At 65.3% G+C, this 16649-nt stretch carries 16 protein-coding genes; 8 read left to right on the forward strand and 8 right to left on the reverse strand.

Going from position 1 to position 16649, the window contains the following annotated elements; all coding sequences use genetic code 11:
• Positions 1 to 94: 94 nt before the first annotated feature.
• From SROS_RS33820 to SROS_RS54245, 6 genes are all read right to left on the reverse strand, one after another.
• The gene (locus SROS_RS33820) at positions 95 to 1756 is read right to left on the reverse strand and encodes a TROVE domain-containing protein (RefSeq protein WP_012893441.1); all 1662 of its coding nucleotides are present in this window, start codon (positions 1754 to 1756) and stop codon (positions 95 to 97) included.
• Between the two features lie 681 nt (positions 1757 to 2437).
• Positions 2438 to 4504, reverse strand: coding sequence for a glycosyl hydrolase family 28-related protein (locus tag SROS_RS33825; protein WP_218919728.1), 2067 nt, complete (start codon positions 4502 to 4504; stop codon positions 2438 to 2440).
• A 562-nt stretch (positions 4505 to 5066) separates the two neighbouring features.
• Complete coding sequence (gene trpD / locus SROS_RS33830) at positions 5067 to 6125, reverse strand: anthranilate phosphoribosyltransferase (RefSeq protein ID WP_012893443.1); 1059 nt, start codon at positions 6123 to 6125, stop codon at positions 5067 to 5069.
• 1480 nt (positions 6126 to 7605) lie between these two features.
• Positions 7606 to 8319, reverse strand: coding sequence for a hypothetical protein (locus tag SROS_RS46395; protein ID WP_012893444.1), 714 nt, complete (start codon positions 8317 to 8319; stop codon positions 7606 to 7608).
• A 601-nt stretch (positions 8320 to 8920) separates the two neighbouring features.
• Positions 8921 to 9259, reverse strand: coding sequence for a transcriptional regulator (locus tag SROS_RS33840; RefSeq protein ID WP_012893445.1), 339 nt, complete (start codon positions 9257 to 9259; stop codon positions 8921 to 8923).
• On the reverse strand, positions 9256 to 9648 hold the full coding sequence (locus tag SROS_RS54245; RefSeq protein ID WP_081453283.1) for a type II toxin-antitoxin system RelE/ParE family toxin: 393 nt from the start codon (positions 9646 to 9648) through the stop codon (positions 9256 to 9258). The genes SROS_RS33840 and SROS_RS54245 overlap by 4 nt, the downstream gene beginning before the upstream one ends.
• Before the next feature lie 452 nt (positions 9649 to 10100).
• Between SROS_RS54245 and SROS_RS33845 the strand changes: the two genes are divergently transcribed.
• From SROS_RS33845 to SROS_RS33855, 3 genes are all read left to right on the forward strand, one after another.
• Positions 10101 to 10715 (forward strand): DUF6461 domain-containing protein, encoded by a 615-nt coding sequence (locus tag SROS_RS33845; RefSeq protein ID WP_012893446.1) that lies wholly within the window; start codon positions 10101 to 10103, stop codon positions 10713 to 10715.
• Positions 10716 to 11187: 472 nt separating this feature from the next.
• The gene (locus tag SROS_RS33850) at positions 11188 to 11574 is read left to right on the forward strand and encodes a type II toxin-antitoxin system RelE/ParE family toxin (protein WP_012893447.1); all 387 of its coding nucleotides are present in this window, start codon (positions 11188 to 11190) and stop codon (positions 11572 to 11574) included.
• Positions 11571 to 11900 (forward strand): helix-turn-helix domain-containing protein, encoded by a 330-nt coding sequence (locus tag SROS_RS33855; protein ID WP_012893448.1) that lies wholly within the window; start codon positions 11571 to 11573, stop codon positions 11898 to 11900. The genes SROS_RS33850 and SROS_RS33855 overlap by 4 nt, the downstream gene beginning before the upstream one ends.
• A 289-nt stretch (positions 11901 to 12189) precedes the next feature.
• On the opposite strand, the gene SROS_RS33860 is transcribed toward SROS_RS33855, so the two are convergent.
• Positions 12190 to 12801, reverse strand: a complete 612-nt coding sequence (locus SROS_RS33860) for a hypothetical protein (protein ID WP_012893449.1) — start codon at positions 12799 to 12801, stop codon at positions 12190 to 12192.
• A 391-nt stretch (positions 12802 to 13192) separates the two neighbouring features.
• On the opposite strand from SROS_RS33860, the gene SROS_RS33865 reads away from it, so the two are divergent.
• The 4 genes from SROS_RS33865 to SROS_RS33870 all read left to right on the forward strand — a co-directional run bounded on the left by SROS_RS33865 (position 13193) and on the right by SROS_RS33870 (position 15447).
• On the forward strand, positions 13193 to 13609 hold the full coding sequence (locus SROS_RS33865) for a lamin tail domain-containing protein (protein WP_148269287.1): 417 nt from the start codon (positions 13193 to 13195) through the stop codon (positions 13607 to 13609).
• A 63-nt stretch (positions 13610 to 13672) separates the two neighbouring features.
• On the forward strand, positions 13673 to 13909 hold the full coding sequence (locus SROS_RS50165; protein WP_169369435.1) for a DUF4265 domain-containing protein: 237 nt from the start codon (positions 13673 to 13675) through the stop codon (positions 13907 to 13909).
• A gap of 121 nt (positions 13910 to 14030) precedes the next feature.
• Positions 14031 to 14480: a hypothetical protein gene (locus SROS_RS50170; protein WP_148269289.1), complete on the forward strand. Its 450-nt coding sequence runs from the start codon at positions 14031 to 14033 to the stop codon at positions 14478 to 14480.
• 358 nt (positions 14481 to 14838) lie between these two features.
• Positions 14839 to 15447, forward strand: a complete 609-nt coding sequence (locus tag SROS_RS33870; protein WP_245564371.1) for a hypothetical protein — start codon at positions 14839 to 14841, stop codon at positions 15445 to 15447.
• A 26-nt stretch (positions 15448 to 15473) separates the two neighbouring features.
• On the opposite strand, the gene SROS_RS33875 is transcribed toward SROS_RS33870, so the two are convergent.
• A complete protein-coding gene (locus tag SROS_RS33875; RefSeq protein WP_218919729.1) occupies positions 15474 to 16049 on the reverse strand; it encodes a DUF5919 domain-containing protein in 576 nt (191 codons plus the stop codon).
• A gap of 95 nt (positions 16050 to 16144) precedes the next feature.
• Between SROS_RS33875 and SROS_RS54600 the strand changes: the two genes are divergently transcribed.
• The gene (locus SROS_RS54600; RefSeq protein ID WP_425358621.1) at positions 16145 to 16564 is read left to right on the forward strand and encodes a DUF6896 domain-containing protein; all 420 of its coding nucleotides are present in this window, start codon (positions 16145 to 16147) and stop codon (positions 16562 to 16564) included.
• Positions 16565 to 16649: the final 85 nt, after the last annotated feature.

Raw genomic sequence — 16649 nt, forward strand, 5'->3', positions numbered from 1 at the left:
CGGGGACCGGGCCTTCCCCGGGGCGATGCCTCCTCAAAGGTGACGCGTCATGCCTTCCGGACATGCCGGCTTTCCGGGCGAGCCGGTGCGCGGCTCAGGCCCGGATGAACCCGTTGACGATCATCGGGAGGGACGCGTCCAGCCCGACGACGTTGAGCACGTCCTCGTCCTCCGGGGCGCCGACCGAGTATCCGCCGGCGGTCATCGCAGCCACGACGACCCGCGTGTTCGGGTTCACCGACTTGCGGTAGCCGGCGAGTGCCTGGACCGGGTGGGAGCGGCCTGACCACGTCTCGTTGTCGGTGAACACGACCACCCCGTCCACCTCCAGTCTCCGCTGCTTCGCCCAGGTGAACGGCAGCGACAGGTCGGTGCCGCCGCCCGAGGGCCGCCACGAGGCGATCTCCCTCAAGTTCGTACGCGGGGTCACCTTGGAGGCGTGGACGGCCGTGTCGACGTCGATGACGTGCAGGTTGTCCCTCTCGATGCGGGCGAGCATGACGGCCATGGCGCACGCCACCTCGTACACGGTGCCGAGCCGGGACCCGCCCGCGGTGACGCCGGCGTAGCTCATCGACCCCGACGAGTCGACGGCGACGAGCAGCCGCTTGCCGGTCGGCTCGATGTGGCCGAACGAGGCCTCGTATGCCTCCTCCAGCGCGTCACGGATGGCCGGGACGGGCTGCCAGGTGTGCGCGGCGGCGCGCGGGTTGGGCTGGGCGCGGCCGGAGCCGTAGACGCGCAGGGCGAGGAACACGTCCATCGGGTGGACGCGCGCCTTCGCCAGCGCGTCGGCGTCGGTCAGCCGGGCGACGGCACGGCGGGTGGCGTCGCTCATCGGGCCGAGCGTGCCGATGCGCGTCATGCGGGCCAGGTTCCGCAGGAGCGCGGTCATGCCGACCGTGTCGACCAGCGCGTCCCACACCGACGGCTCGGTGAGCATCGCGTCGGGAAGGAACTCCCACGGCACCCGCCGCTCGGTGACCACACCGACCGCCTCCGCGGCGGAGGTGACGGTCTTGGCGGTCAGGAACCGGTCCACCGCAGGCAGCACCTCGCGAGCCTGCCCGTCGGTGACGTTTCCCGCGATCCACCCGAACAAGGTCCTGCGCTGGTCGCCGTCAGCGGCCGGGTGGGCGATGCGCAGCACGTCTCGCAGCGAGAACGCCTCGCCGGACGGGGTCTTGCGCTGGGCGGCCTTGCACGCCTTGAACGCGACGTCGTCCGGTGAGCCGGTGAGGAACCACGAGCCGAGTGCCGAGCGCAGGCTGCGACCGGCCACCGGGGCGGTGCCGCGGCCAGTCGCCTTGCCGCCGAGGTTCTTGTAGTAGCCGAAGAACGTCGCCAGGTGATCGGTCGTACGGGCCACCTTCGACAGGGCGAGCTTGGCGGCCTGGCGGGTGTCGGCGTCGCCCTTGGCGTACGCGGCGGCCAGGGCGAACAGGGCGGGCCGGTTCTTCGGCGCCCGCGACGGGCGGGCGGTGGAGACATCCGTGAGCAGGGCGACGACGCGAGGCCCGTCCTCGGCGATCGCCCGGAACAGCACCTCGGCGTTCTCCGCGGTCAGCCTGTCCTCGCCCACGTAGTAGGTGCCGCCGTTCGTGCCGAGGACGAGGAAGTCCTCCAGACGCGTCCAGGTGTCCTTGGCGAAGACGTAGCCGCCGGCGGCGTTCCTGACCTGGTCGGTGCGGCCGGGGATACGCCGGGTCTGCGGGGTCGCGATCGTCGATACGGATGCGAGGGGGTCGCGCGCCATTGCTGTTCTCCCTTTTCCGGCCTTTTTCGGCCTCGTCCGGCCTTTTTCGACCCGCCCGAGGGCGGATATGTGAAAGGGGAGAGCGGATGTGGTGATGCCCGCCGGTGTTTAGACAGACGCTCTTCCATCTGAGCTACACCGCGGCCGGGCCGCAGCGGCAGGACTCGAACCTGCGACAACCTGTTCCCGATAACCGACGGACTTCGACCCGCTCTCCCCTGCTGGTCAGGCCTGGAGCCGGCACGGATGTGGGGACGCACACCGGCCGTTAGGCGCTCTGGCCACTGAGCTACACAGACTCGAATCTGTGACGGGATTCGAACCCGCGACCACCCGCTTAGAAGGCGATAACCGACGCGCTTCGACCCGTACCGACACCAGACCTGACCAGCTCACCGGACCGGGAAAGAATGCGGATGCGTGAATGGCCACCGGCCCGATCTCTTGAAGAGAGACAACCGACGTCATTCACTCCGCACCCATTCCGTACCCGGCGAACTGAGGCAACGCTATCAATTGCCGTAACGCATCACACGTGAATATTCGGGCCTACCGCCCGCCCGTCAAATGTCATGGGGCCGTCCGGGACGGCGCCCTTACGCAGCCGGGTGGCTTCCCGGGTCTCCCCCGGACAGCCACCCGGGCAGATCGGCGACGCCTAGGACGCGCCCCGGCGGAGTGTCACCACGGGGACGGCGCCGGCGGCGCGACGACCGGGGGACGGTCATCACAGGTGATGGTGTTCGGCAGCTCCCACGGGGCGAGCCAGGGCCCGGTGGTGCCACCCCCGTCGTTGCCTCCGAGGTCCGTGAGCGAGAATTCCGAGCCGGTGGACGGGAAGTTGAACGACCCGCAGTTGTTGACGCCGACCGCGCCGACGTTGCGGGCGTCCACGTTCTCGAAGGACGCGCCCCCCTTCACCCGGGCGCTGACCACCGAGGTGCCCGTGCCGTCGACCCTGATGTCCTTGAAATGGACGTTCGTGATCGAGTACAGGTCCTTCACCGGCCAGTCGCTGACCAGCATGATCGCGTTGTAGGTATTGTCCAGGAAGTCGTTCCCGACCACCCGGATGTCCGCGTCGATGTTCTTGTCCAGGGCGTAGAACCAGATGGCGCCCAGCCCGATTTTCCAGTTCAGCTCGTAGGTGCCGGCGCGGACCGTGGTGTTGCCGGTGATCCGCAGGTGTCCGGTGAACGCCTCGGCGCCGAAGCGGGAACCGACGTGGATGCCGCTGCCCTCACGGATCGGGTCGGCGATGAGGTTGTTCGAGACGGTGTTGTCCGTACCCCCGTAGACGGCGATGCCGTTCGCGAGGACCGGCGTCTGCACGGTGTTGTGGTCGAAGGTGTTGTTGGCGTTCGCGGTCTTCTCGGACCACATGGCGAGGCCGTCGTCGCCGGTGTTGCGGACGAAGTTGTTCGACACGACCGAGTTCGTGACGCCGGTGTGGAAGTTGAGCGCGTCGGCGATCTGGTCGACGACGACGTTGTCCGTGATCCGCAGGTTCGTCATGGGTCCGTCGAACCACATGCCCACCTTGGTGTGACGGATGTGGAGCCCGGCGATGGTCGAGTCGGTCATCGCCCCGCCGATCCCGTTCACCTGGTCGGTGTCGATGCGCTCGCGGACGTCACCCTCGATCGCGAAGCCGGACAGGTGGACGTTCCTGCTGCCACCGGCCGCCGCGTCCTTGCCGTAGAAGCCGACACCGGTGTGGACCGAGCCGTCGGGGGCCGGGACGGGAAGGGCGACCTCGCGGCCCTTGATGATCGTGTACCAGCTGCCGGCACCCCTGATCGTCACGTTGTCGACGATGATGTGGCGGTTCACCTGGTACGTGCCCGGCGGGATGTAGACGTTGAGGTGCCTGCGCTGCGCGAAGGCGATCGCCCTGTCGAACGCGTCGGCGGAGTCGCGCTTGCCGAACGGGTCGGCGCCGAACGCCAGCACGTTCGCCGCGACGAGGTCGACGTGCGGCCGGCCGACGAGCTCCGAGTCGAGCAGGTCGATGACCGTCCACGCGGCGTTGCTCCCCGCGGGAACCGTGAGCCGTACCTTGTCACCCGCGCGGTAGGTCCGGCCGAGCAGGAGGCGCTGCTCGTCGTAGAAGTGGTTCGGGCGGAACGGCGTCGTGATCACCGGGGGCGGCGTCGTGGTGGCGGGCACACAGGCGCACTCGGTGATCCACCACTCGGGGTGCAGCAGCCCGGCGTCCGGGTCGTTCGAGAACGGGTATTGGTTGTACAGCCACGAGTACTGCGAGGTGAGGGTCATGGTCTTCCTGCCCCCGCCGTTCACCGTGACACCGAGCGGCGCGGTGATGCCGCCGCCGCCGGGCGCGTCCGGGATGCTGTAGCGCACGGTGATCGCGTTGGCCGCGCCCGGCAGCGTGAACTCGACGTGCTGCCCCGGCGTCAGCTTGACCGCCTTGCGTCCGGACGCCTCCGCCGGCAGCGTGTACGCGGAGCGGTCCGGGCCGATGACCGTGCCGTCCGTCGCGGCGTTCTCCGCCTCCTGCTCGGCGAAGCCGACGTCCGCGCCCCGGCCCGCGACGAGCGACGGGTCGAGGGCGGCGCGCGTCACAACGGGAACGGCGCGCGTCGCGGCGGGAGTCGAGGCGCCGGCCGCGCCCGTGCCGGCGAGTGCCGTGCCGCCGGGCACGACGCCGAGACCGAGGGTGGCCGCGGTCACCGCGGCGACCGCCACCGCGACCCTCCGCGGCGGCCTGCCGGACCACCTCGCCACAGCTCCTGTGATGCTCCGTGACATCGAATGCTCGTTTCTCTCGGGGGGCGAACCCCTGAAGACGCTCGGGGCAGAGCGGCGCCATGAGGGTGAGGTGACATTAGGACCCCCGCCCCCCGTTCCACAAGGTCTCTGCAAAATAGTTTCGCAATATTGCTTTGTAGCTGCGGCGCTATCTTTGCTTCTTGCGTTGTCCACGCGAGTCATTGCGTGCCGCTCGCACGGCCGACAGTTGTAGAGCTCGGGCGGGCATGGGGTGGCGAGTCAGCACCCCGGCGAGCGGAGGTACGGCGCGCAGCGGGCGGCGCGACTCGGTGAAGGCGCGGGCCGCCACGCCCCGGAGCCCGTCGGCGCTGCCCCTGTACGGCAGGCCGGGTTCATCGACGTCCGGCCGGGTGCGGGGGGCATCTCCGAGTGGACGGCGCGTGCGCCGGCGGTCAGCCGATGGCGCACACCGGCCGGTCCAGGCGCGGATCGGGGTCGAGGCCCGGGAAGGCACGGCCGGCCATGTTCTTGCAGCGCCGCCGGCCGGGGTTCTGTCAGCGCGCCGGCCGGGATTCTGTCAGCGCTGCCGGTCGGCCAGGGACGACGCGAGCTTCAGCCAGTTGCCGAGGGTGGCGGTGGCGCCGCCGCTGTCGATGGCGTGACGCGCTTCCTCCAGACCGGTCGCGAAGGCGTCGTGGAGACCTCCGCCGAGGCGGCGGTGGGCGGCGAGGGCTCCGGCTGCGTTGGCGAGGACGGCGTCGCGGGCGGCGCCCGGCTCGCCGGCCAGGACCCGGTGGACGACCGAGGCGTTGTAGGCGGCGTCACCGCCGCGGAGCCCGTCCGGTGTGCTGCGCGCGAGTCCGAAGTCGGCGGCGTCCAGCGTCTCCTGCCGGACGCCGTCGCTGCCGGCGATCCAGACGTCGGTAGGCGCGGCGGTGGTGATTTCGTCGAGGCCGTCCTCTCCGCGCACGACCAGGGCGCTGGTGCCCCGTTCGGCGAGCACGCTCGCCAGGACCGGGGCGAGGGCGAGGTTGGAGCAGCCGACAAGGGCGGCACGGGGACTGGCGGGATTGGTCAGCGGTGCCAGGTAATTGATGGCGGTGGGGACGCCGAGTGCCTTGCGCACCGGGAGGGCGTGACGGAGCCCGTGGTGGAAACGCGGGGCGAAGGTGAAGCCTATGCCGACTTCGCGCAGGCACCGGCTGATGCCGTCGGGCATGAGATCGAGTGGCAGGCCCAGGGCTTCGAGGACGTCGGCGGAACCGGCCTTGCTGGACACCGATCGGCCGCCGTTCTTGACGACCGGGGCGCCGGCGGCGGCGACGACGATCGCCGCCATGGTGCTCACGTTCACGGTGTGGGCGCCGTCGCCGCCGGTACCGACGATGTCGACGACGTCCGCGCCGTCGACCGGGAGGGGCACGACCCGTTCCATGAGTGCGTCGAGCATTCCGCGGAGCTCTGCGGTGCTCTCACCCTTGGCGCGCAGGGCGACCAGGAACCCGGCGAGCTTGACGGGTTCGGCCGCGTCGTCCATGACCTGCAGCATGGCCCATCGGGTGTCGTCCGCGGTGAGGTCGTGCCCGCGCAACAGTGCTGCGAGCAGGTGCGGCCAGGAGCGGGCGGGCTCAGTCACGAAGATCCTCTCGATGCGACCGTGGCGGGCCGGGCGGTGTCTCCGAGCGTAGCGACTGGCACGCACCGGTTCCACGGGGTCCCGTGCCGCGGCCACGGACGCCGGAACCCACGCTCAGCCCCGTGTCACCTGCTTCAGCGCTCGTCGACGACACTCCGGATCCGCGCCGAGGACACGGTCCCAGGGCGCTGCGCCCTCGGCGAATCGCACACAACCGGCCGGGAAACCGGCCCCGCCCTGCGGGCTTTCCGATACAGCGAACACTCGCCAAAGGGTGAAGCCCTGACACCGCCCCCGGAAACGCAAGAGGCTCTAACCCGTCAACGCAGGCCAGAGTCTTTTAGACGGGCACTACTGGGTTCGAACCGATGGCACCTCGCTTGCAAGGCGATCCAAGCGAGGGCGCGACCAGGGCCGATACCGCCCCTGGCCTAGGCGTACGGCCCACGACCGTCCACCGTTGTCCGCCCCGTCCGGGGTCGTTGTCGCCCAGATAGTCACCCAGAACTGGCGCTCTCCGCAGGCGTGCGCGGCTCCTCCGACCAGACCTCCCGGCTGTTTGTGGGCTACCCGGAATGGTCGACATCTCACGGCCGAAGAGATAGGCCGTGGTCTCTGCCAGGCAAAGCACGGATGATCTGGAAAGCCCCGCCATCCGGAACGGTGCGATAGACAAGCACTGATGCACAAACTCAATGGTCTGTGATCAGATGACCCCCTACACTCGATCAAGATCCTGAATAATCCCCACCTTTAGAGGCTTCCATGACAGAGGCGTACACGATCGCACAGGTTCCACAGGAAGTGAAAACGGCTCAACGGCTCATATGGATTCAATCGACGGTGGGGCTAGTGGCTATCACGCTTCGAATCGGCCTCATCGTCACTGAGACATACCCCTCATGGCAGTCACTGCTGCCACCCCTAGGTCTCTTGACTCTCACACTCCCCCTACTACTCGGAGTATTGGCAGCGAGTTTTCTTTCTCGCAAGAAATGGACACAGACCACTACCCTCATAACCGAAGGTGTCGTCGTACTTCTAGTTTTGTTATTCGGGCTACGTGACCTCAGCACGCTGGCCAGTCTTATTCTGGGGATCGTGGCGGTCTTTTGGTTGACCCGACCCGCCGCATTGTTCTGGTTCAATCGCTGAGCAGCGCTCCACGCCCCCTGGTCTTCTCGTCTGCCGTCGCCCACCCCGGAGGGGCAGCAGGCCGGGGAGGGAGGGGCAAGTCCGGCTTCGTGTGTCCATGTTCCCGGTGACCTCCTGGCGCACTGGTTGGCCTGCGCGCACAGCCGGGCTTGAGCCGGAGGAGCCAGCCTGCTGGGCTCTGCCTGGGCGATGGCAGACGAGACGATCAGGGCCACCAGCTCAGCCTGCTACGGGCTGGCCGTCGTGGATCATCTCGGAGCCGGAGTCCCCCGCCGGAGGCGCTCACATCGATGAGTCGGCCGTAGGCGGCAAGTCCAGCACGGGGTTACTTCGGCCTCCGGCTCCACCATTCGTGATGCTCCAGAGCATGCAACAGGTCCTGCTCCACCTGGCTTGAGCTGGGGGAGGACAACGCGTCCTCAAGAATGCGGGCGGGGGCGGAACCATCGATCCAGTTCTCCAGCAGGACATACCAATCCGCGCCGTGAGCCGACTGTACGGGGAAGTCCTCGACCAACCACGCCATGTGCAGTGCTGCGGCCTCGTTGTCGGCGTTGGACTCCCATTCGGCCAGGTAGTCACACAGATCGAGTTTGAGATTGTCCGCGATGATTTCAATCATCTTCATGATGTCGACATCGCGTGGATAGTGGTGCAGAGTGATCCGCCACCACGCGTTGACGACGGCCACCACAGCATATTTTTCATCCTGCGGCCAGTCGTGCCAGTAAGCGCCGACCTTAATCGTGAGGCCGTCGGCATGAAGGAAGCCGTCGAGCTCCTCGCTGATCAGCAGTTCCAGTAGGCGGGGAAGGTAGTACTTGAAGTCTTCGATGTCGCCCCAGGTAGACAGGGCGTTCCACGCATAAGATTCCAGGACTGACGCGCTGAGGGCGCGGAGCGGTACCGCACGTGCCGCTTGAACGCTTTCAGGGGCCACACAGTGGTCACATACATCGATCTTGTCCGGAAGCGGGTAGCGCGAAAAGGTCTCATAGAGACGGTCCAGAGCCATACCAAGATCAGAATCCGCACCCATGCGTCGGATGATATTGCCCTTCCACCCATGGGCGACACCATCATTCACAGAGGAGAGCGCAGCGGCCGGCACCAATGCGAAGGGGCCGCATAGCGGTTGGGCTGACGGTCGCAATGGCAGGTGGCAGCGCGCCCCACCGGCAGCGGGTCCGTTCGGCGCGGCGGACGCCCGGTACGGCGCACATCGTGCTCTCGCTCCTGGCCGGCCACCGGAACACGGTGGTCACGGAGACGGTCTACAGGAAGCAAATTCGCCCGGTGCTCTGCAGGGTGCGGAGGCCATGGACGACATCTTCAAGAGTTAGGCACTCACGCCCCGTTCCGTAGATCAGGAACGAGGCGTTCTGGTTGGTGGGCACTACTGGGTTCGAACCGGTGACATCTCGCTTGCAAGGCGATCCGAGCAGGAGCGCGACCAGGGCGGTCCCGGCACTGACCCGGGTGTACGGTCCATGACCACACGCCGTTGTCCGGCCCCGCCCAGGGTCGTCGTCACCCAGTTGGTCCTCAGCTACGAAACGCGGCCGGACGGCGCGGCAGCAGCACGAAAGCCCGCAAGGGAGAGAAGGACACCGGAACTACGGCATCCGTCATGGGCAAGATCACCCCGTACGGCGTCCGCAAGGAGTATCAAGCACCATGACCGAGTCACCGAAGTCGGCCACGACCTTGAGTTGACCTCCCAGCGCCGTCACGTAAGCGGCCAGGGTGGCAACTTCGCTGATCACTCCGCTCTCGATCTGTGAGATGCGGGCCTGTGACACGCCCATCGCCTGAGCGACATCCTCCTGCCGTAGGCCGAGCTTGCGTCTGGCTTCAGCGAGTTGGTACGCGCGCTGGCGAGCTACGAGCCCATCGCGGAGTTGGGCAACCTCCTGCTCATCACTGGGCTGGACAAGCTCAGCACGCAGTTCCTCCCATGTCACCGCCTGATCGCTCATTGCGCCCCCTCCTTGAGGTATCGAGCAAAACGCACTTCTGCCGTTTTGATCGCCACGTCATACCAACCGCTCCAGTCGCCGGATTTATCTCCGGCGACCAGGAACACAGCTTGGCGCCAAGGGTCGAAGACGAAGAGCATTCGCACCTCGCTCCGCCCGCTGGATCCAGGCCTCAGCTCCTTGAGGTTACGGATAGTCGACCCTTGAAGCGTGTTCACAAAGGGCCGCCCCAGACCGGGACCTTGCCGGAGTCGCCCAAGCGGCCGGTTGACCCCAGGTGGGGATGCGACCGGAGGATCTCTCCACGCCGACCGATCACGATGCGTGCGGGCGCGCCTTCGCCATGTTCGCTCAACCCCTACTTGGCCTGACGCTCCCGTCGAGGACACCTCGAGCCTCGTCGATCATCGCAACGCGATCGTCACGGAAACTGCATATCGCGAGTAGATCCGCCCGGCGCACTCACAGGTGCGGAGGCGTCAGACGAAGCCTTCAGGAGTTAGTCACTCTCGCCCTGCGCCCAAAAGTGAGAGGAGGGAGGTTTTGCCTGGTGAACACTACTGACTGGTGGGCACTACTGGGTTCGAACCAGTGACATCTCGCTTGAAGGCGGCCCGAGCAGGCCCCGACCAGGGCCGATACCGGCCCGGACCTGCGGCTGCGATCCCTGCCCGTCCACCGGTGTCCGGCCCCGTCCACGGTCGTTGTCACTCAGTTGGTCACCCGGAAGACATCCCTAAGATCAGGGGCATCCCTGAGGTTCCCTTACCGATCGGACCTTCGAACCCCTTCTGTCGGCGACGACTGCGATCATGCCGTCCACGCGATCAAAGGAGTGACGATGACAGAGTGCCCCGAGGAGTTCCGCTGGCTCTCCGGCCGTGAGGAACTGGGTGAGATCTACTGTGTGTCCTTCGTCCGAGGGCTCTCCCCGGAGGAGGTCCTCCGCCGGTTCGGCGTGGACGAGAGCACCATGGAGGAAGGGGTGACGTCCGAGGAGCTGGACGAGCGCTCGGTGGAGAGTATGAGGGACGACGCGGCCGGTTACATCGGCGCCGCGAAGATCGGCGACTGGACCCTGGTCATCGAACCGGGCGGATGGAAGATCGCCGTCGACTCCGACATATATGCCCCGGTCTCGCGGGGAACCGAGGTCGTGTCGGTCTGCCACCATGAGTCCGCCTCGGACAGCTTCGCCTACATTGTTGATGGTGAGTCGGCCGTCCACTTCGACCCGATGTGCCCAGGTGACCGGTCGGGAAGCGACCCCGACCTCTTCATCAAGGAGATGCGCGAGGTCGGCCTGGACCCCGAACACGACATCGACATCGCCAACTCGTTCATCGACTTCCCGATGGAGCGTTCGTTCGCCCTGGCGAGCAGGATCACCAGCCTCCCCTTCTCCTCGGAGATGCTGGAACTGCGGTTCCTCGGCGCGGAACCCCTTGAGGGTTGATCGGCAAGCCCACGCGGAGACCGTCTGTCAACGGGCTCAGGCGCTCATGGGGTAGTGGGCCAGGAGTTCCCGAACTTGAGGAACATCGGCGTAGAGCGTGAGACACGGACCAGGACCACGCGAGCTCGTTGGGTGGTGCGGTCATCGATCAGGTCTGCGGACAGGTCCAGCATCCAGGAGGCCGTGTGCGCCGCTTCCTCCGATAGTCCGGTTCGCCGGCCCCGGTGGTGCTGTCCAGGGCCGCACTCGCCTCGCCCAGCGCACTCCTGGCCGACTGGGTCTCTCCGGCGCGGGCGTACGCCCAGGCGGTGCGATGCCGGGTCAGCCCGCGGAGCCACGCTGAGGCATCCGGTCCATCCATTTCCAGGGGCGGCGTGTGATCACTTCCATGCTCGCGGCGCCGGTCGGGCCAAGCCGCTTCGACATGGCCGATCCTTCGGACAAAAAATGAGTCAGGGGTTATATTTCGAAGATGGCGTGGGAGATCGTTCTACTGGAGCCCGTAGAATCCTGGTTCCTCAAACTCTGCGAAAGCGATCCTGACTCCGCAACCCTCATCGAGAGGGCTATCGATCGACTCGCCGAGGCCGGTCCTGCCCTCGGCCGTCCCTTGGTGGACACGCTGGAGGATGATGACCTGAACAACCTGAAGGAACTCCGTCCAGGCTCCCGGGGGCGATCAGAGATTAGAATCGTCTTCATCTTCGATCCCGACAGAGAAGCGATCTTCCTCGTGGCCGGGGACAAGGCAGGCAAGTGGTCGCGCTGGTATGACGAGGCGATCCCGCTGGCCAAGTCCCGCTACGCGGAGTACTGCACGGAGAAGAAGGCCGAGAAGACCAAGGAGGACAGGCGATGAGTCCTGCGCGCCGCTGGCAGGAGGTCAAGGCCGAGGCCCACCGGCTCCATCCCGAGCTGGCCGCCCCGGAGCGACAGGCCGCCGCCGAAGCCGAGCTGGATGCCTATGTGGCCGGCTACCACTTGAAGGAACTGCGCAAGTCTCTCGGCAAAACCCAGGCCGACGTCGCCGCCGCGCTCGGCATCTCCCAGTCTCGGGTCTCCCAGATCGAGAACGGTGATCTCGACGCCATGGAGCTGGAGACTCTCCGCGCTTATGCAGCCGCATTGGGTGGACACGTCGACGTCACGATCAGCGTCGGCCCGCACTCCGTCAAGGTCGCCTGAAACAGGTTACGTTCACCAGGAACAGCCCTTGGAGCACTCACCGATGAAGCGAGTGCTCATCAAGCGGCGAATACTTGGCATCATCCCTGAAGACACAGAATCCCTGGCCCGTCAATGCAGGTCAGGGATTCTTTTGTGGGCACTACTGGGTTCGAACCAGTGACATCTCGCTTGCAAGGCAACCGGGACGGGACCCTGACCAGGATCCATACCAGCTCTGACCTGGACATACAGTCCGTCGTGATCCACTGGAGTCCAGCCCTGTCCGTGGTCGTTGTCACCCAGTTGGTCACTCACCCAGCCCTCCCCCTACAAGGGGAAGCGCCCGCGTCACCCGCTGCAGGGTTGATTCGCCTCGGACGTGGACAATGTGATCAGGCGCCCCGAGGGCAACGGTATGGACTCTGCCTTCGCTCAGACCCTGGCCTGTGTCCGCGAAAAGAAATCTATCAGCGTAGATCTGTCCAGACCGGAGCCACTCGTGGCGAATGACCGGGCGTCTCCAGATGGTTTCGAACCAATCTCCTGTGATCATCGCTAGCTCCTCAGGGCTGCCGGACCCCGTGAAGGCGAGCGGCGTGGGCTCTGCGGGAAGGGTGAACAACTGGTTGTGGAGCTTGTCGCCGTAAATCGTGGACCCATCGAGGTAAGCACCCACCGTCAAGAGGCTGCGGTTGAATCCCGGGGCAGGAAGATCGGCGTAGACCAGCAGCTTGCCGAAGGATGTTTCTCCCGGTTGGAGGTCGTACCCGTACGCGATGTAGTCCGGAAGCAGCACCTCAACATCGTTGACCGCCAGCGACCATGAGGCTGCGCGCTCCCTCAGCGCGTTGATGAAAGCAGCTTGAACTTCATCGGGCTCATCGTCATCCTCAAGGAGGAACCATCGATCTTCGACCATACGACACCCTAGATCGGGCCGACGAAGGTCAGAGACAGCCTCGACCTGAGCACATGGCAGCAGTCTCCCCCGCCGCCCTGTTCGCCATCGGCACCCGGGCTGAGGCCGGGCCGGACAAAATGCAAGAGACAGACGAGCCGCTGACGCTGGAAGAATTCCTCGCCGCGCGGTAGCCGTACCTCTGGACCTACGCCAGCACCCTCACTCCTCGATCGGGCGAGGGTGTCGTCATGTCCGGGGGCGCCAAGGAAACTGCATTCACGTGCCAACCCGCACCGTCGGCCAGCCGTCTCACATTCGCCCCATATCTCACATATTGAAGGATCCGCCGGTGCGCTTTCTCCCCCTGGCCCTGTCCGCTGCCGCTTTGGCTGTGGTGCTTGTTCCCGTTGTGCCAGCGCAGGCCGCCGCGCTCCCGGCGGTCCAGTTCATGAAGATCTACTACAACTCGCCCGGCTCGCCGGACAACGGGGCGAACAGCAGCCTGAACGGCGAGTGGGCGCAGCTCAAGAACACCACCCGGAAGGCGATCAGCCTCAAGGGGTGGACCCTCCGCGACAAGACGTCTGCGTCTGATCACGTCTACACATTCGGGGCGTTCACCCTCGGCGCTGGGAAGACGGTCACGGTGCGGACCGGTAAGGGTACGGACACCTCGACCATCCGCTACTGGGGTCGATCCGGCGGGACGTTCGCGTACATCTGGAACCAGACCGCGGACACGGGGTACATCCGCAACCCATCTGGGAAGCTCATCGACTCCTGCTCGTACAACAGCTCACGGGTCGAGTCGGTCAACTGCCTGTAGCCGTACAACGCAGAGAGCCCCCGCCCATCACGGGCGAGGGCTCTCGCTGCAGTGAATGTGGCCGTGACAAAGTCCGGTCATCGCACCCTGCGCGTCGCGCTCGTTCCTCGGGATCAAGAGCAGGTCAGGCTGCACGAACTCCTGCATGGCAAGGCCGTCGAGTCCGGCCTGGCGCACGAATGGCTCCATGGCACTTATCTCGCTGTAGACCTTCCTCCTGGTACCGACCCGACGCCTCTCATCAAGATTCTCGAAACCCCCGCCGAGGCTGGCGCCCTCCGCTGGGAGATCGACTCCTGACTCGAAGACTCTTCTGCTGGAGGTTCTAAATCAGGATCAATCACGGAGACTCACGGGCGATCAGCGAGCCGCAATTGACATATGCCATAAAGGACACGCGATTCCGAGGAAGAGGTTTCGGTTGTTCGAGATAATCATCCCAGTTGAGACGCTTGAAGTGGACTCACGATATCCGCTTTTCGTTGGCGGACAGGCGTGGGTTGAGATCGAAGGCGTGACCTTTCCGGGCGCCCTCTGGACCGACGAGCCACTCTCGGTACTCGGTACGCTACATAGTGCCATCTCCGCTGTTCGTCAGGGAAAATCCGGCGATGCATATTTCTTTGAGGGTCCGTATTTTTTGAAAATCTCTCCCGTCGAGGACGGCTCTACTCCATTGCAGCTTGATGTGGTAGCGGTCTGTGACCGATCTGACGAGGGTGTCGTGGAGGCTCGGGCGAAGGTGGCACTGTCCGAGGTGGTGAAAAAATACAACCTGACGCTTTCCTCAGTGCACAAATGGGCGGCGATGCGTGAGGAGGTCGAGGTGCTTGACATCCTATCGCGCATATCAGCTTTTGTGGAAATTTAGATTCGAACTGATAAGGAAAGCGCCGCAACCGAGTTGCGGCTTTACGCGATGCCGCGCAACTAAAGCAGCTGCGTTGCAATCCCGATGTCAGTCTGATCGTCTTAGAGAGACGGCTTATCCTGGTCTTCCCATCCGCCGTCGCCCACCGGTATCCATGGGCGTTCCCGGTCATTGCCACTCAGTTGGTCACTCAGGAAGAGGAGGACAGCATCAAGAGGCCCCCGCAATCGCACCGGGTTCGGTGTGGTGGGCGGGGTAGATGTTTGTCAGTGGGCTCGGCTTGGATGGGGCCGTGTATGTCCATGAGGTGACCCGTCAACTGCCCGAGATCTCAATCGTTCGGGATCGCTCCCGAGCCATGGCCGTGTTGGACGCCATCATGAGCCCGGAGTGGGAGTACCGGTTCTACTCGTTTGACTCCCAGTGGTCGCCAGACCAAGAAGTGGCCTCGATGCGGGACGGGTGCGGCAATGACTACTCGATTGTCTTCTCTCCAACGGGTGCGTATGCCCGCGGCTTCGATCACGAGTCGCCGATGAGCCCGTATCGGGTCACGCCCCCGGTTCCGTGGCCTGGTCTGTTCGATGGGGTGCCCGAGGCATTCTGTCCCCTTGCCACAGAGCCTGCGTTCAGCGACCAGGATGGAACGCCACGGGTAACGGTGTGTTTCTGGCGTGAGCAGGCTGACACGGAGTGGAGGTCTGGGGCCATCGAAGCCCTGCCGGAGGGTGCGAAGGACGATCGCAGCGCTAAGTGGCTGTTTGACGTCTTGGTTGATGGCCGGCCCGAGGCATACCAGCAGTTCGCAGAGGAGTACTACGAGGTCATGGTGAACATCGGGGCCGTTCGCCACATCTATGCCTTGCAGCCCCTCACTCAAAATGTCGTGTCATCACTGAACCCAGATGTCAACCTTTCCAGCCTTGAAGGAGATCTTGCCCAGATCGGATATCCCGTGCACGGGTGACGAGCTGTCCGGAAACGCGAGGCACATCACCCCGAACTCGCACTGTCGGCGCGCTCTGTCTGGCTCTCTGCCCAGATATTTCGGCCGTTGCTCCATAGCTCGGAGGCGTGATAGCCGAACCGGTCGAACAGCCCGTCGTCCTGGTAACGGCGTAGATGCATCATGGGCGAGTCGTGACCGACGAGCTTGGCCAGGTACGGGGTCACGAGCATCTCCGAGTCGAAGCGGAAGACGCTCATCGCGATGTGCTCGTCTCCGAACCTCGCCTCGATGCCGGGCACCCCGCGAACCTGCTCGATCTCCGAGAGGGTGATCCGGATGCGGGTGGAGACCGTCAGCGGAACGTTCTCCACTTCCTCCCGGCGGCGGGTGACCTCGCTGCCCGGGTCGCCGATCAGGAACCGGATCTTGCACCCCTGCTCGGCCTTGCGCTTGAGGATCTTGGCGAGGTTGGGGTGTTCCAGCCACAGGAAGTAGTTGGTGTAGCCCGCGAACACGATCTCGTTGCGGGCCGAGCTGATCAGGCTGCGCCAGATCGACTTGGGACACGCCGACCGGTACGGGTAGACGGTCAGGACCTCCCGGTCCGGGCCGGTCTTCACGGTGTTACGGATCGCCGCCGGCCACAACACTCTCGGAGCCGGAGTCCCCCGCCGGAGGCGGAATGGCTCTTTCCAATGGATGAGGGAGATCGCTTGTGGACGCTACCGAACCGGTACGGGCGTTCGCGGCCCGTGTCGGCGAACTGTCACGGCACATCGGGACCGGTATGGCGGACCAGACTGGTGGAGACGACCTGTGGGCTCTTCATCGGGCCGTCGTTCAACGTCGCGCTCCCAGGATCTGGCAGCTTCCCAGTGGCGTGCATTATCGCGTGCACGGGATCGGCTGTTGCATGACGATCGCTTTCCCCGAGCGGACAGTTGTTGACGTCGACCTTGGACCTCGACCAGGAGTGCTCATCTTCGATGTCTGGAGGGTGGGAGTGTTCGCAAGGTCTATGGGGCACGGGCGTCTGCCTCGCGAAAGCTTCGTTTCCGCTCTGCATGGCCTGGCTGATGAGGGGTCCGTCACGCTGATCGACCAGCAATGGAATTGGTACGCCGTAGAGCTCTGATTGCCTACCGAGCGTAGACGGCCGGTGCGACGCCCGAGGCATCCCGAAGGGTCCGTGGAGCGGTTGGGCCGGAGGTCGCAGCGGC

It is taken from the genome of Streptosporangium roseum DSM 43021 (genome assembly GCF_000024865.1).
GTDB classification, from domain to species: domain Bacteria; phylum Actinomycetota; class Actinomycetes; order Streptosporangiales; family Streptosporangiaceae; genus Streptosporangium; species Streptosporangium roseum.

Excerpts from the sequence above, each read along its gene's own strand:
- SROS_RS33870 (WP_245564371.1), top strand. The coding sequence starts at position 14,839 with ATGGCCGTGTTGGACGCCATCATGAGCCCGGAGTGGGAGTACCGGTTC.
- SROS_RS33855 (WP_012893448.1), top strand. The coding sequence starts at position 11,571 with ATGAGTCCTGCGCGCCGCTGGCAGGAGGTCAAGGCCGAGGCCCACCGG.
- SROS_RS33850 (WP_012893447.1), top strand. The coding sequence starts at position 11,188 with ATGGCGTGGGAGATCGTTCTACTGGAGCCCGTAGAATCCTGGTTCCTC.
- SROS_RS33840 (WP_012893445.1), bottom strand. The coding sequence starts at position 9,259 with ATGAGCGATCAGGCGGTGACATGGGAGGAACTGCGTGCTGAGCTTGTC.
- SROS_RS33860 (WP_012893449.1), bottom strand. The coding sequence starts at position 12,801 with ATGGTCGAAGATCGATGGTTCCTCCTTGAGGATGACGATGAGCCCGAT.
- SROS_RS33820 (WP_012893441.1), bottom strand. The coding sequence starts at position 1,756 with ATGGCGCGCGACCCCCTCGCATCCGTATCGACGATCGCGACCCCGCAG.
- SROS_RS33845 (WP_012893446.1), top strand. The coding sequence starts at position 10,101 with ATGACAGAGTGCCCCGAGGAGTTCCGCTGGCTCTCCGGCCGTGAGGAA.
- SROS_RS46395 (WP_012893444.1), bottom strand. The coding sequence starts at position 8,319 with ATGGGTGCGGATTCTGATCTTGGTATGGCTCTGGACCGTCTCTATGAG.